This is a genomic window from Staphylococcus sp. GDX8P114P-2, assembly GCF_017892945.1.
Taxonomy (GTDB): Bacteria; Bacillota; Bacilli; order Staphylococcales; family Staphylococcaceae; genus Staphylococcus; species Staphylococcus arlettae.
The window spans coordinates 222,746-239,202 of sequence record NZ_JAESMB010000016.1 but is presented as its reverse complement, the minus strand read 5'-3'; the positions used below and the strand labels follow the sequence as shown (position 1 = coordinate 239,202).

Sequence of the window (16,457 nt, the reverse complement as noted above, 5' to 3'; positions counted from 1 at the left end):
GAATTTAATTTTTATGTAAATAAAGAGCAAGAGATTTATATATGAGCGTAATTTGTGCGACTATCAACCCATAATAAATCTCTTGATTTATTTTATGTTATAGACCTCTTTATTACATAAAATATTTTATCATTAAATGAAAGAGGTTACTATTCTTTTTTTATAGACTATTCAACAACCAAATTATTGATCTCACCGAATTCATCAACATCAACTACAAATGAACCATTAGTATATTGTTCAGTTAAGTGAATATCTTTAATTAAACCACTTTCTTGTTGATTAGTTGAAAATATAGTATATGAAGTATCATCAGGTTGAATAACACATGCTGCAACAATACGATGTGGATTACCTTTTAATTCTTTCAATAATGTTATGCCGCGTTGTGCGCGTTTAGCAAGTTGTAAGACACGATAATCGATACGTTTCAATGCACCACGATGTGTCGCCATTAAAATTGTATTCTCAGGCGCGACAATTTGCGTTAGTACCACATAATCTTCAGCTTTAAGATTAATTGACTTCACTCCTGCTGCTCGTAAGCCAGTATCCGATAATTCTTCAGATGGATATGTCAGTGACATGCCTTTATGCGTTAGTACTGTTAGTGTTTGTTCATCAGAAATGCGCATAATATCAATAACTGCATCATTTTCTTTTACTTTCATAGCAACTAAAGGTTTATTATATCTAGTCGTTTTAAACATGGATACATTACTTTTCTTAATCATTCCATTTCGAGTAGCGATAATATAATATGCATCTGGTTTAAAATCATTTTCACAATACGCATCTATCACAAATTCATCATCTTCCAACGGTACAATTTGTGATACATGCTGACCTAAATCTTTCCACTTGATATCAGCTAATTTGTGAACTGGAATAAACAAATAGCGCCCTTTATTCGTAAACACTAAGGCAGTATCTAATGTGTTAGTGTCGATATATTTTAATAAACTATCTCCATCTTTAACACCGATTTCTTCCACACCACTAGCATTGAAACTACGCAGTGAAGTACGTTTAATGTAACCGTGGCGAGTGACACTTAGTATTACATTTTCGCTCGGTACCATAACTTCTTTATCGATTTTAATTTCTGAAATTTCCGCTTCAATTACAGAGCGTCGTTCTGTTTTAAATTTCTTGCGAATTTCAGTCAATTCTTCTTTAATAACAGCCAACAAGGCATCATGATTATCTAAAATATGACGTAATTTGTCGATAATTGCTTTTAGTTCATCATGTTCGTTTTGTAATTGTACGATATCTGTATTCGTTAAGCGATAAAGTTGTAACATTACGATTGCTTCTGCTTGTGCTTCTGTAAATTCATACTTCTCGATTAAGTTTTCTTTAGCATCCTTTTTATTTTTGGAATTACGAATGAGTTGAATCACTTCGTCTAAAATCGACAGCGCCTTCATTAGACCTTCAACAATATGCATTCTACTTTCTGCTTGATTCAAGTCATATTGTGTTCGTTTAGTTACAACATCTACTTGATGATTTAAATAACTGTCGATAATTTCACGAATACCCATTAATTTTGGACGTCCATCGCTGATAGCGACCATATTAAAACTATATGATACTTGTAAATCTGTATTTTTATATAAATAATTCGCTACAGCTTCATGATTAACATCTTTTTTCAACTCTATAGCAATACGTAATCCAGTACGGTCCGTTTCATCTCGTACTTCCAAAATGCCATCTACTTTTTTATCAGCACGCAGTTCATCAATTTTTTTGACTAATGAACTTTTATTAACTTCATAAGGGATTTCAGTAACAACTAATTCTTTACGTCCATTTCTTAAAGTTTCCACGTCAACAGTTGAACGGACTACAATTTTACCTTTCCCAGTTTCATATGCTTTTTTAATGCCATCTACACCTTGAATAATAGCACCAGTTGGAAAATCTGGTCCTTTAACATAACGCATTAATTGACTCACAGTAATATCTGGATTGTCTATATATTTAAGTGTAGCTTGAATCACTTCAGCTAAATTATGAGGTGGAATATCTGTCGCATAACCTGCTGAAATTCCTGTACTACCATTGATTAATAAGTTTGGTAAACGCGCTGGTAATACCATAGGCTCTTTTGTCGTATCGTCATAGTTAGGCATAAACGGTACAGTATCTTTATTAATGTCTCTGACTAGCTCTTCCGAAATTTGACTCAGTTTAGCTTCTGTATAACGCATAGCTGCTGCAGGGTCATTATCAATACTACCGTTATTACCGTGCATTTCAATTAACACATGACGTAATTTCCAATCCTGACTTAACCGAACCATCGCATCGTAAACGGATATATCACCGTGTGGATGATACTGTCCAATAACATCGCCGACTGTTTTAGCACTTTTACGGAAATTTTTATCATACGTATTGCCGCTATCATACATGGCGTACAAAATACGACGTTGAACAGGTTTTAAACCATCACGTACATCGGGTAATGCACGTTCTTGAATGATATATTTACTATATCTACCAAATCGATCGCCTATTACATCTTCAAGTGATAGGTCTTGAATTACCTCACTCAATCTACATCCTCCTCATTCTGATGATCTTGTTCTAGTATTTGAATTTCACTATTATCTAAAATACTTAAATCTTCTTGTAAACCGAATTCAACATGACTTTCAATCCATTCTCTTCGTGGTGCAACCTTATCACCCATCAATGTCGTAACACGCTTAGAAGATCTTAATTCATCATCAACTTGAACTCTAATTAAAGTTCTTGTTTCAGGATTCATTGTTGTTTCCCATAATTGATCAGGATTCATTTCACCAAGACCTTTATAGCGTTGTAAAGTAACGCCTTTACCAAATTGTTGTTGTAACTTTTCTAACTCTTCATCTGTCCAAGCATATTCTACTTTCTTGGTTTTTCCTTTACCTTTTTCCAACTTGTAAAGTGGTGGTAAAGCGATGAATACACGTCCTGCCAACACTAATGGCTTCATGTATTTAAAGAAAAATGTTAGCAGTAATACTTGAATATGAGCCCCATCAGTATCGGCATCAGTCATAATAATAACGCGATTATAGTTACTATCTTCTATTTTAAATTCATTACCGACACCCGCACCAATAGTGTGAATGATAGTATTTATTTCTTCATTTTTGAAAATATCATCTAACTTGGCTTTTTCAGTATTAATAACTTTACCTCGAAGCGGTAAAATTGCTTGATATTTACGGTCTCTGCCTAATTTTGCCGAACCACCAGCAGAATCACCTTCGACTAAATACAATTCTTTTTTCTCTGTATTTTTACTTTGGGCTGGAGTCAATTTACCTGATAAAAGTGTATCTTTGCGTTTATTCTTTTTACCAGAACGAGCGTCCTCACGTGCTTTTCTTGCGGCTTCACGCGCTTGTTGTGCTTTTACTGCTTTTTTCACTAGTGATTTAGACAATTGTCCTTTTTCTTCTAAATAATAGGGTAATTTGTCGGAAACTACTGAATCAACTGCACTACGTGCTTCCGGTGTTCCTAATTTTGATTTTGTTTGACCTTCAAACTGCAACAACTCTTCAGGAATACGTATAGAGATAATAGCAGTCAAACCTTCTCTTATATCATTGCCGTCTAAATTTTTATCTTTGGTTTTTAATTCGTTAATACGACGTGCATAATCATTAAACACACGCGTCATAGCTGTTTTAAAGCCAACTTCGTGCGTTCCCCCATCTTTAGTGCGGACGTTATTAACGAAGCTTAAAATGCTTTCTGAATATTGATCGTTATATTGAAATGCAACTTCGACCTCTATATCATTTGCTTGGCCGTAAAAAGTAGTTACATCATGTAATACTTCTTTGCCTTCGTTAACATAACTAACAAATTCTTTTATGCCTTCTTCATAGTGATAAACCTCTTCACGTTCTTTACCTTGTCGTTTGTCGGCTAATGTTATTTTTAAACTTTTAAGTAAAAACGCTGATTCTTGCAAGCGTTCACTAAGTACATCAAAGTTAAACGCTGAAGCATTTTTAAAGATTTCAGGATCAGGTTTAAATGTTACCTTAGTACCTGTTTTTTTCGTTTTGCCTTTTTTCACTAAGCCAGTCGCAGGTTTCCCACCATCTTTAAAATTTTGTTGATAAATTGTTCCATCTCGATAAATTTCTACTTCTAACCAAGCACTCAAAGCATTCACAACAGAAGCACCAACACCATGTAAACCACCTGATGTTTTATAACCACCTTGGCCAAATTTACCGCCAGCGTGCAAAACAGTAAAAATAACTTCAACAGTAGGTTTCCCAGACGCGTGAATTCCTGTAGGCATACCACGTCCATTATCTTCTATAGTAATACTTTCATCTTTATTGATTGTTACCAAAATTTCATTACCATGGCCATTCAAAACTTCATCGACGGAATTATCGACAACTTCATATACTAAGTGATGTAAACCACGCTTATCGGTTGAACCAATATACATACCAGGTCTTTTTCTAACAGCTTCTAACCCTTCTAAAACCTGAATGGAATCATCCGAATAATTATTTTGCTTATTCATTGCCAATCGTTTCGCCCTCCTACAAACGTACGTTCGTTTTTAAAACTATACAATAGTTATTCTTATATAAATTTAGCTAAATTGCAAGCGTCAAAGTAACATTTCATTAACAAATCATTTACTAACTTTAATTTTTAGTCGTTTTATAATAGTATCATATGGTAAAATAAAATTAATGTCATTAAAGGATGTGTAAATGTATATGATGATAGTAATTATGTTGATACTGAGTTACCTCATTGGTGCATTTCCAAGTGGCTATGTTATAGGGAAATTATTTTTCAAAAAAGATATTAGACAATTTGGAAGCGGAAATACTGGTGCAACGAATAGTTTTAGAGTTTTAGGTAAACCTGCTGGGTTTATCGTTACATTTTTAGATATTTTCAAAGGATTTATTGTAGTATTCTTCCCACTATGGTTACCAGTACAAGCAGATGGCCCAATTTCTACCTTGTTTACAAATGGTTTAATTGTTGGTGCATTTGCAATACTCGGACATGTGTACCCGGTATACTTAGGATTTAAAGGCGGAAAAGCAGTTGCAACTAGCGCTGGCGTTGTATTTGGTGTGAATCCTGTATTATTAATAATTTTAGCAGCCATTTTCTTCGCAATACTTTATTTAACAAAATATGTATCTCTATCAAGTATTATAGCATCTATTTGCTGTGTTATTGGTGCACTATTAATTAGAGACTATATATTATTAGTTGTCAGCATGTGTATTGGTATATTATTGATTATTAGACATAGAACAAATATCGTTAGGATTTTTAAAGGTGAAGAACCTAAAATAAAATGGATGTAACTTTTTTATTTTGCTAAGATTCATATCACACTAATCTCGAAATCAACATTAGCTATTTACGTCAAGGTCATGTTACTACAGCACCTTGATACACACGAGGAAGTAGTATAGAGTTCAAAAATTTGAATTTTATACTACTTCCTTTTATATTTAAATTTGTAAGTCATAAGTATGAATTTTATGTAAATTTTTTGAGAATATTCTTAAATCTAAAAATTTTGAAGAAAAATGTGCTATACTGCAATTATCATTATCCAAAAGGGGTAATGTTAGAGTATTGGCAATATGTTAAAAATACTGTAGTAAGACAAGTGCTTATGCAGAAGGGAGACTTTAATATGCAATTAAAACTTTCGGAAAATGCGGTATCTTGGTTTAAGGAAGAACTTGATTTGCCTGAGGATAACAAAGTCTTACAATTCTTCGTACGTTATGGTGGAGAATTCCAATTAAAACAAGGATTCAGTCCAGCGTTTAGTGTTGACAAAAAAGACGATGTCGAAATCGGTTATGAAACGAATTATAACGGTTTAGACGTTGTTATTGCAGAAAAAGATTTATGGTATTTTGAAGATGATAATTTATTTATAGATGTAACTGACAATGAAGATGAAATTACTTACATTGCTAATTAATTCATATAAAAGCGCCTAAACCATTACAAATGGCTTAGGCGCTTTTGTTTTTAATATTATATGGATTGTTCTCACTTCGTAATTGCACTTAAAGTATAGTGCAAAGTTTGCCAAAATTACATTATTTGCGCATTATTATTTTTTAACTTCTAAATTTTCTCCTGCTTTATTACGTTCATCGACATCTTTATATACTGCATGCCACTCTGGGAAGGTACGATCTAATCTTATTGGTTTCCCGTCTGCTTTTCGTATGCATGTGAGCGTTGTAGAGCCTGTTGTAGCTAATTCTCCTGCCTCATTGTATATTTCATAACAATAAAGTGAACGTAAACGAGAATAGCGCTCTACCCAAGTTTTAATTGTTACTTTTTCAGGATATGTAATTGGTTTAATATATTTAACATTAATTTCCGTTACAGGTGAAATAACACCACTATCTTCCATAGCTTTGTAACTAAAACCTAATTTAGTTATATAGTCCGTTCTCGCCACTTCAAACCATGTTGGATAATTCCCATGATAGATAACGCCCATTTGATCTGTTTCTTGATATCTTGCTTCTATTTCAGTGAGTGTATAAATCATTCTCTTTCCTCATTTCAATTAATACATTACTGTTTAAATACTAACATAGAAAAACGGCTATGAAAGCTCAAAAGCTCACATAGCCGTTAGATGTTTAAAATTATTCTGCTAATTTATTTCTTAATACAAGTTGTAAGATACCACCATGACGATAGTAGTCTAATTCAACGTTAGAATCGAAACGAGCTACTGCTTCAAATTCGATTACTTTGCCATTGTCTTTTTTCGCTTGTACTTTAACTAAATCATGTGGTTTCACGTTTTCATCAACGTTAACAGAAATAATTTCAGTACCATCAATACCTAAACTATCAGCTGATTCACCATCTTTAAATTGTAATGGTAATACACCCATCATAACTAAGTTTGAACGATGGATACGTTCATAACTTTGCGCAATGACAGTTTTAACACCTAATAAGTTAGTACCTTTGGCAGCCCAGTCACGTGAAGAGCCCATACCATAATCATTTCCAGCTAACACAACTAAACCTGTGCCATCTTCTTTATATTTCATAGCAGCATCATAAATTGCCATTTGTTCGCCTGTTGGCCAATAAGTTGTGAATCCACCTTCTGTACCTGGAGCTAATTGGTTTTTAATTCTAATATTCGCGAACGTTCCGCGTACCATAACTTCATGGTTACCACGACGTGAACCATATGAATTAAATTGACGAATTGGTACGTCATGATCTAATAAATATTTACCTGCTGGCGTATCTTTACCAATCGCACCTGCTGGTGAAATATGGTCTGTTGTTACTGAGTCACCAAATTTACCCATTACACGTAAATCATTTAATGGTTCAATCTTACCTGGCTCTTTAGAAAGGCCTTGGAAGAATGAAGGGTTTTGAATATAAGTTGATTCCGGATCAAAGTCATATAATGGTTGGTCCGTAACATCAATCTCATTCCACATTTCGTTATTATTATAAACTGACTCATATTCTTCTTTGAATAATTCAGGTGTAACAACACTATCAACAGTATCTGATACTTCTTTGATTGAAGGCCAAATATCTTTTAAGAATACATCTTCGCCGTCTTTACCTTTACCAAGCGGTTCATTTTGTAAATCAATATCAACAGTACCTGCTAATGCGTATGCAACTACTAATTGTGGTGATGCTAAGTAATTGGCTTTTACTAATGGATGAATACGACCTTCGAAGTTACGGTTACCAGATAATACTGAAGTAACAAGTAAGTCTTCTGAAGCAATCGCTTTTTCAATTTCTTCACGTAAAGGACCTGAGTTACCGATACATGTAGTACAACCATAACCAACTAAATTAAATCCAAGATCATCTAAATATTGTTGTAGGCCAGAATCTCTTAAATAACCTGTAACAACTTTTGAACCTGGAGCTAAAGAAGTTTTAACAAATTCAGGAACTTCTAAGCCTTTTTCAATTGCCTTTTTAGCAACTAAGCCAGCCCCTAGCATTACATATGGGTTAGATGTATTTGTACATGATGTGATAGCTGCAATAGCTAAATCACCAGTTTTCATAGTTGTTGATGTACCATCATTAAATTCGATTGTTGCAGTTTTGTCGAATTCACTTTCATCAAATCCGTGACCTTGGTTACCCGCTGGTGCCGTTACAGATTTTTCAAATTCTTCCTTCATATCGCTCAAGAAAATTAAGTCTTGAGGACGTTTTGGTCCAGATAATGATGCTTCAACTGTAGATAAATCTAAGTCTACAACGTCTGTATATTCTGGGTCTTCTTTGTCAACATCAAAGAACATGTTGTTTTCTTGTAAATATTTTTTCACTAATTCAATATGATCTTCTGAACGACCAGTTAATCTCATATATTTCAGTGATTCTTCATCTACAGGGAAGAAACCACATGTTGCACCATATTCAGGCGCCATATTAGCAATTGTTGCACGGTCAGCCAATGGTAAATGTTGTACCCCTGGTCCGAAGAATTCAACGAACTTGCCTACAACACCTTTTTTACGTAATTCTTGTGTTACACGTAGAGCCAAATCAGTAGCTGTAGAGCCTTGAGGTAAAGCGTTAGTTAAGCGTACACCAATTACTTCTGGAATTGGGAAGTAAGAAGGTTGTCCTAACATACCTGCTTCAGCTTCGATACCACCAACACCCCAGCCTAGTACTCCAATACCGTTAATCATTGTAGTATGTGAATCTGTACCTACTAATGTATCTGGGAATGCTACTTCTTCTCCATCTACGTCACGCACATGAACAACATTTGCTAAATACTCTAAGTTAACTTGGTGCACGATACCAGTTGCTGGTGGTACTGCACTATAGTTATCAAATGCTTTAGTTGCCCAATTAAGGAATTGGTAACGTTCATAGTTACGCTCAAATTCTAATTTCATATTTCGTTCTAAAGCGTCTGGGTTCGCATAGCTATCAACTTGTACTGAGTGGTCGATAACTAAATCTACAGGCACCTCTGGATTGATTTTATTTAAATCTCCGCCTACGTCATCCATAGCTTTACGTAGTGATGCTAAGTCAACGACAGCTGGCACACCTGTAAAGTCTTGTAAAATAACACGTGAAGGTTTGAACGGAACTTCTCCTTCTGCCCCATCCACGAATTTTGATAATGTTTTAATATGATCGTCAGTAATAACGAAACCATCTTCTTGACGTAAAACTGATTCTAATAACACTCGAATTGAATATGGTAACTTAGAAATTTCAGTTAAACCTTGCTCTTCTAAAGTGTTCAAATCGTAATAAGTATATGATTTTCCATTTAGGTCAAACGATTTTTTCGCTTGCGCTTTAATATTAGAAGCCATATATATCCCCCCTGATATTTATTAATTGTGCCGTTAACTAAATTGTATTATTATCTTTTGCTGAAAACAACTACATAACGCTAGTTTCCCGGCAAAATTAGATTTGATTTTCCAATCAGTTAACATAAGCGTACCTTATCATACCATTAAAGTGCAATAAGTAAACATTATCAATTGAGAATCATTATCATTGAATGCTAAATAAAAAACCGAGAATCAATATGATCCTCGGCTTTAGTAAAATATTACTGTTCTGTATTTCTGAAATCTTTACGACGTTCAATAATGTCGTCTTCGTATTCATCTTTTTGTAATTCTACATAATCTTTCATTCGGTGTTTATTAGGTGTCAATGTTAAACCTAAGAACTTACGCTCTTGGTTTGCATCTTTGTAGAATGAAATCATCATCATTATTACTACAAAGGAGAATGGCAAGGCACTAATAATCGCCGCACTTTGTATGGCGTTTAATGCTTCGGCACCGTCCCCTCCACCTGCAAATAATAATACAAAGGCAATAAGTGATTGTGCGATACCCCAAGTCACTTTAACAAAGTTTGTAGGTTCTAATGAACCAAATGATGTTTGCATACCTAATACAAATGTCGCAGAGTCTGCAGATGTAATAAAGAATGATCCAATTAATACAAGTGCAATTAACGATAATACTATACCGAACGGCAAGTCATTAAATACACCAAAGAGTTGCGTTTCAGCTGACATTTCAAATAATTTAGGGTCTTTTTTCCCTGCTTCAATACCAAGCACACCAAAGACACTAAACCAGATGAAACTTACAATTGCTGGTACTAAAAGTACGCCACCAATAAACTCACGAATTGAACGTCCTTTAGATACACGTGCAATAAAGATACCGACGAATGGGCTCCAGCTTAACCACCAACCCCAATAGTAAAGTGTCCAACTAGACATCCATTCACGTTTTTGAGGATTTTGTGCCGCTGTATCAAAAGAGTTCGCCAAAAATGAATTTAGTAAACTACCAGTTGAGCTTGTCATCATGTTTAAAATTAGTACTGTAGGACCAATAATTAACACAATAATCATTAGTAATAAACCTAAACTAATGTTTAAATTACTTAAATATTGAATACCTTTACTTAAACCTGACCAAGCACTCATGATGAATAAAATTGTTACAACTACAATGATGATTGCCTGTACCCAAACATTATTTGGAACACCAAATAAATAATTTAAACCACCATTAATTTGTAATGCACCCATACCAAGTGATACCGCCACACCAACTACTGTAGCGAATACTGCAAGTACATCAATAATTGTCCCTATAGGTCCTTCAACTTTATTCCCTAACATTGGTCTTAAAGTTCTAGAAATTAAACCTGGCTCACCTTTTCTAAATTGAGCGTACGCTAACGCAAGTGCAACTACTCCGTAAATTGCCCATGCATGGAACCCCCAATGGAAAAATGTAGAGCGTAAAGCTTCAGTATAGGCAGCTTTAGTTTGAGGTTCAGCTGTTGGTGGCGCAGCAAAGTCTGCCATAGGTTCCGCTGCACCATAGAATACTAAACCAATACCCATACCTGCACTGAATAGCATTGCAAACCAAGATATTGTATTGAATTCAGGCTTGTCATTTGGTTTACCTAATTTAAGTTTACCAATCGGACTGAACATTAAGAACACACAGAAAAATACAATAATCGTTGTTAGAATTAGGTAGTACCAACCTAATTTATCAGTAATCCATAGTTTGATCTCATTCGTTACGTCTCCAAATTGATCTGGCCAAATTGCACCAATTAGTACAACTATTGCCACTACAATTGCACTATAAATGAAAACGGGAGAGCGTTTGTTATTACGATTAGTCGTTTCGGATGATTTCATAAAAATTAACTCCCTTTCATAAATTTTATTATAAGGCTAAATCTTATAATATTATTTAATATTATAGCCACGTTTTAGAATAGCAAAACTAACAAAATTAATCAAATCGTCTTTAATTAATTTATTTTATTATACAATATAATTTTCAGGTCAAATGTACTTTAAAAAAGTATTTTCATAAATTTATTTATATAGTATAATCAAATTCAAAATAATAGGAAAGGGAGGGAAATTAAAGATGCTAAAAGAATTTAAAGAGTTTGCATTGAAAGGTAATGTACTAGACTTAGCCGTTGCGGTAGTTATGGGTGCAGCTTTCAATAAAATTGTTACTGCCCTAGTTACATATATCATTATGCCTTTAATTGGTTTAATTTTTGGTACTGTTGATTTTGCAGAAAGCTGGTCATTTATGGGCATCAAATACGGTATGTTCGTACAATCAATAATCGATTTCATCATTATTGCATTTGCTCTATTTATCTTTGTTAAAATTGCTAATACACTTATTAAGCAAGAAGACGAAGAGCTTGAAGAAAATACAGTATTATTAACTGAAATTAGAGATATCTTAAAAGAAAAAAATTAATAAAAAAACTGGAACAAATAATTCCAAGTTTCAGACTGTCAACAAAGTCTCTGGCTATGTGGGCAGTTTTTTTATGCACTTTTCCGCAGAATCGGCATAAATCACTGACAATATTACAAAAATCATTTGGTAAAAAAAGCAATATTTTAAGACTTTTAGTAAAAAACTAAACACGTCATTTTTATGATATAGAAAATAAACAAACCCTTCGCAAATTAATGCGAAGGGTTTAACTACGTTCTAAAACTTTAAGCCGTGCTTAATTTCATGTGATGTCACTGTTGCTTAAATTGCGTCACACTTTGATAACCTTCTGTCGTTACCTCTAAAATGAGTGGAATACGCTGTTTTAGCTCACTCACATGTGAAATAATACCAACCATTCGGCCAGTCGACTTCAATCTTAATAATGTATCTAACGCTGTTTCCAATGTTTCTTGATCTAATGTACCAAAACCTTCATCAACAAACATGGAAGAAAGCACTATTCCACCCGCTTCTTGCTGTACAATTTCACTCAACCCAAGTGCTAACGCTAAAGAGGCTTGAAAGGATTCTCCACCCGATAATGACGAAATATGACGTGTTTGATTTGAATACGCATCAAAAACATCTATTTCTAACCCACTATAACCTTGAGACACTTGTTGTCGACGCTTTAATTGGTAGCGCTGATTTGTCATCAATGCTAGACGTTGATTCGCTTGACCTAAAATGCGTTCTAAATAATGGATTAGTACATAGTTTTCTAGTGTTAATTTGTGCTCATTTTTCCCTGCTAGTATTTCTGATAACTGAAAAATTTCTTGTTGTGTATGCAAATAATCATTTAACTCAGCAATTAAATTTTTTATTGCAGTAAATTTCGTTTTATTAAAGTCAACTTTATATTCATGTTGATTTAATTGTGTAGTTATTTGCGTTAATTCTGTTTGTTGTACACTCACTTGTTGTTCTAAGTCATCAATGTTGGCAACTGTTTGGTTTCGTGTCGCTTCTTCTAATTGCGAAACTACAATTGATATAGTTTGTTTTTCTTTTTCAAAAGTATTGATTTCTGTTTCAATTGCCGATTTATTGTTGAGTTGTTCTATTGCTGTTTGGACTTGGGCCATAGTAGTGAACCCAATACGGTGCATTTCTTGTTGTACTTTCTCGTCTGTAGTTTGCAGTTCATCTTTAATATCTTGTAATTGTGCTTCTACATATTTTTTACTATTACGTTCAATATTTAATTGATTTTGACACTTCTGTAAGTCGTTATTTAATTGCTCAACGGTATTATCAAAATTTGTAACATCTTCATTTTGCGCATCAAATGTTTTAACAAAATCAGTCGTATTGGCACACTGCGTTACTCTTTCAAAGTCATTGATTAAAGTTTCGTTTTGTTGATATTGCGCTTCAGATTTTTTCAAATCTAACTCTAAAGTATGTGCTTGTTGTTCTAATTGTTGTAATTGTGTTCGTTGATTTTGAATATAAGTATTACGTTGTTTTGCCGCAGTGCGTTGATCTTGAATTTGAGTAAGTTGTTGCTCTAATTCAGCAATATCATACGTTTCATCCATATTTACAGGGTTAGCTGTTTGTTGTGTTGTCAAATGCTCTAATGTTGTTGTATGTTGAATAATTTGCTCCTTACATTGTTGCATACTATGTTCTAGCTTACTTAATTCCTGTTGACGTTTGCTTAAATTTTCAAAATCTATGTGTTGCGCTAGGTCATGTACTTCATTACCACATACTGGACATGTATCACCTATATTTAAAATAGTTTGAATTTGTGCGATCGCTTCTTGTTTATTACTAAATTGTAAATTGACTTGATCAATGTCGTTATAACTTGCCGTCAACTGCGCTAATTGTCGCTCTTGAGCTTTCAATTTAGCTTGTTGCTGCTCAATTTCTTCTTGATTTTTAATATATTGTTGTTTTGCCGTTTCGTTACGTTGATATTCCTTAATTTGATTAGTTAACTCGTATATTTGTTGGTCAATTTTTTCAATAGCCTCATAGTCCGGTTGCTCATCTTTTAGTTCATTGTGTAACTGCTCAATCCGCTCTTTAACTTCCGTCAATTGTTGACTCTGTTCATTATATACTTGTTGAATGTCTGTAATTTGATTATATGCTGTTTTATATTTCTCGATGTGCTGATAAAACATTTTAGTATTAGATAAAAATTGGCGTTGTTGTTCTATTGTTTCACTGTGATTTTGTTGTCTATCATAGTGTTGTTGTAACTCCGTTTGCTCTTGTACCAACTGTCCTATAGTTTTTTCAACTTGATATAATTGTTGTTCTGTTGCTAGCCGTTTTTCATCCAGTGTTTTTTTATTTTCAATTAAATTGGCTAATGGTTTGACTTCATTTAATTTTGTTAATGTTTGCTTTAAATCTTCAATTTCAGGTTCTCGTTCATTTAACTTTGCTAACTCGGCTTGATTTTGCTGAAGTTTGTGGAAATTATCTTGCAGTTGTTTATTATGCTCGAGTTGCTGTTGTATTGATTCTAATTGTTGTTGCTGCGATTGTTGTTGTTTTGTTAACTGCTCCAATAGTTGGTTTCCAGTGCGCTCAAATTCAGGTATAACTTTCAATAATTGTTCCGTTTGTCTCACAGGAGTTGCTTTATGTTCTTGTAAAGAAGCATCGTTAAATGTTTCAATATCATGCCAATAATTCTCAAGTTGGTCGAAATTTCGTTCTATTTGATCACGACTCTCTTTAACATCATCAGTAAGTTGCTTTTGAATCATTTCAAAACGTTGACTATCAAATAAAGTTCTCAAAATTTCCTGCTTCTCTATGCTCTTTGATAATAGAAATCTTTTAAATTCACCTTGTGGCAAAATAAACAATTGTCTAAATTGCTCTGCATCTACCCCTAATAAATCTTTGAGCATTTGATTACCTGCAGTAATTTTACTTTCTCTTAATTCATAACCATCTTCAATGTATTGAAATATATCTAATTGGCCATTTGTCTTGCTCACATTGCCTTCTTTATAAAATGCACCTTGTCGTTCCACCTTAAAATAAGAGTCACCTAATTTAAATTCAAATACGACAGTCATTGGCGATTTACCATCTGCAAAATGACTTCTTAAATCTAACTCTTTGCGCCCCTTAGTAGAGGCTTCTCCAAACAAAGCATAGACAATAGCATCGAAAATCATCGTCTTACCCGAACCTGTTTTACCACTTATTAAAAATAATTGGTTTTCATGTACGTTTCTAAAATCTATATATTCATTTAAAAACGGACCAAAATTGGTTAAAGTTATTGAAATTGGTCTCATCTTTTATTCTTCTCCTTCCAACAAGTCATTGAGTAATTGCACTATTTTTTTATGTTGTAGCTCTGATAGTGTCGAATCAGTCATGCTTTGATAAAAGTTATTAATAATCTCTGAATCATTGAGTTCACGAAGTTCAGTATTATTTTCAACACTTGCCGTTTCAAAGTTAAACGACACATTTGTGAGTGATAATGTATTAGGATATATTTGTTTGAGATGCATCATCGGATCAGTCACATGCGTCATATTTTTCAACTTAAAATGAATATAATTTTCTTTATTTTTCAGAGGAATAATTTCTTGTATTGCTGCTTCGTAATCACCTTCTACAACTTCCAATTGCCGTTTAGGCTCTAACGGTATAAATAATTGCTGTTGTTCCATTTCATCAATCAATAACATTCGATAGCCTTTAGGCTGATTAACTTCTGAAAATGAATATTGTAATAACGAACCACTATAATGGATAAACTCTGAATCGATACTAAACGGATGATGTAAATGACCTAACATAACATAATTAAATGGTGCAAAAACATCCTGTTCTACCGACTCAACTGTGCCAATAGAAATTGGTCTTTCAGAGTCTGAACGTGTGCCACCTTGAACCGTCATATGTCCTATTAATACATTAAATTGTGATGTATCTAAATTTTCAGCCATATAAGTGATGCAACTTTGTGTAGCAGCTTGATGCGTCGTAATAGTTTTATCATCAAAGAAAGCTTGTACTTCACTTATGGTTGCAAATGGTAAACAATAAAAATTTACATTTCCTATATTGATAGGTGTAGCCATAGTAGCTAACTCTGTTCTAATATACATTTGTGACTTTTCGAACCATTTAGCACCATAATTAAGTCGCTCTTTGCCATCATGGTTACCGTTTGTCACAATCATAGGTATTTGCATATGTAAGTTTAATTGGTTAATTGTTTCTTCAAATAACATAATCGCTGCTTTACTTGGATAACTCGTATCATATACGTCTCCAGCAATAACTATTACATCAGGCTTCTCTTTTTGCATTGCTGCTACAAATTCATCTAATATATAAGCTTGGTCTTCTAATAATGACTTGCCATTTAAAATTCGTCCTAAATGCCAATCAGCAGTATGTATAATTTTCATTTTAGTCATCCTTTTTTACAGAACGCACGTTCTATTGTTTGTTAATAGTTTATCATACCGTTTATAAAAAGAAAAAGGGAGTGGTAAGAAATCTAAGTTTTATTAACAAGATTTCCTCGTCCCACTCCAACATCGCTAAGCAGAATTGAAAAGC

General features: G+C 33.7%; 10 protein-coding genes. 3 read left to right on the top strand and 7 right to left on the bottom strand.

Annotated features, from left to right (window positions below):
* Nucleotides 1–167: 167 nt before the first annotated feature.
* Together parC and parE are read right to left on the bottom strand one after the other, a co-directional pair.
* The gene (parC, locus tag KA845_RS09725; protein ID WP_204171476.1) at nt 168–2,570 is read right to left on the bottom strand and encodes a DNA topoisomerase IV subunit A; all 2,403 of its coding nucleotides are present in this window, start codon (nt 2,568–2,570) and stop codon (nt 168–170) included.
* Nucleotides 2,567–4,561: a DNA topoisomerase IV subunit B gene (parE, locus tag KA845_RS09720; RefSeq protein WP_103387919.1), complete on the bottom strand. Its 1,995-nt coding sequence runs from the start codon at nt 4,559–4,561 to the stop codon at nt 2,567–2,569. Before parE ends, parC begins: the two co-directional genes overlap by 4 nt.
* A 202-nt stretch (nt 4,562–4,763) precedes the next feature.
* Between parE and plsY the strand changes: the two genes are divergently transcribed.
* Together plsY and KA845_RS09710 are read left to right on the top strand one after the other, a co-directional pair.
* Nucleotides 4,764–5,372, top strand: coding sequence for a glycerol-3-phosphate 1-O-acyltransferase PlsY (gene plsY, locus KA845_RS09715; RefSeq protein ID WP_103388015.1), 609 nt, complete (start codon nt 4,764–4,766; stop codon nt 5,370–5,372).
* 338 nt (nt 5,373–5,710) lie between these two features.
* On the top strand, nt 5,711–6,007 hold the full coding sequence (locus KA845_RS09710) for a HesB/YadR/YfhF family protein (RefSeq protein WP_002511082.1): 297 nt from the start codon (nt 5,711–5,713) through the stop codon (nt 6,005–6,007).
* Between the two features lie 135 nt (nt 6,008–6,142).
* On the opposite strand, the gene menI is transcribed toward KA845_RS09710, so the two are convergent.
* From menI to KA845_RS09695, 3 genes are all read right to left on the bottom strand, one after another.
* Nucleotides 6,143–6,595 (bottom strand): 1,4-dihydroxy-2-naphthoyl-CoA hydrolase MenI, encoded by a 453-nt coding sequence (menI, locus tag KA845_RS09705; RefSeq protein ID WP_021458823.1) that lies wholly within the window; start codon nt 6,593–6,595, stop codon nt 6,143–6,145.
* Nucleotides 6,596–6,695: 100 nt separating this feature from the next.
* Nucleotides 6,696–9,398, bottom strand: a complete 2,703-nt coding sequence (gene acnA, locus KA845_RS09700; protein WP_002511080.1) for an aconitate hydratase AcnA — start codon at nt 9,396–9,398, stop codon at nt 6,696–6,698.
* A gap of 245 nt (nt 9,399–9,643) precedes the next feature.
* Nucleotides 9,644–11,278 carry a BCCT family transporter gene (locus KA845_RS09695; protein ID WP_103387920.1) on the bottom strand — a complete coding sequence of 545 codons (1,635 nt, stop codon included), beginning with the start codon at nt 11,276–11,278 and terminating at the stop codon, nt 9,644–9,646.
* Nucleotides 11,279–11,516: 238 nt separating this feature from the next.
* Between KA845_RS09695 and mscL the strand changes: the two genes are divergently transcribed.
* Nucleotides 11,517–11,867: a large conductance mechanosensitive channel protein MscL gene (gene mscL / locus KA845_RS09690; protein ID WP_103387921.1), complete on the top strand. Its 351-nt coding sequence runs from the start codon at nt 11,517–11,519 to the stop codon at nt 11,865–11,867.
* Between the two features lie 275 nt (nt 11,868–12,142).
* On the opposite strand, the gene sbcC is transcribed toward mscL, so the two are convergent.
* Both sbcC and sbcD read right to left on the bottom strand, forming a co-directional pair.
* Complete coding sequence (gene sbcC / locus KA845_RS09685) at nt 12,143–15,172, bottom strand: exonuclease subunit SbcC (RefSeq protein WP_107373453.1); 3,030 nt, start codon at nt 15,170–15,172, stop codon at nt 12,143–12,145.
* Between the two features lie 3 nt (nt 15,173–15,175).
* The gene (gene sbcD / locus KA845_RS09680) at nt 15,176–16,303 is read right to left on the bottom strand and encodes an exonuclease subunit SbcD (protein WP_103387923.1); all 1,128 of its coding nucleotides are present in this window, start codon (nt 16,301–16,303) and stop codon (nt 15,176–15,178) included.
* Nucleotides 16,304–16,457 lie beyond the last annotated feature (154 nt).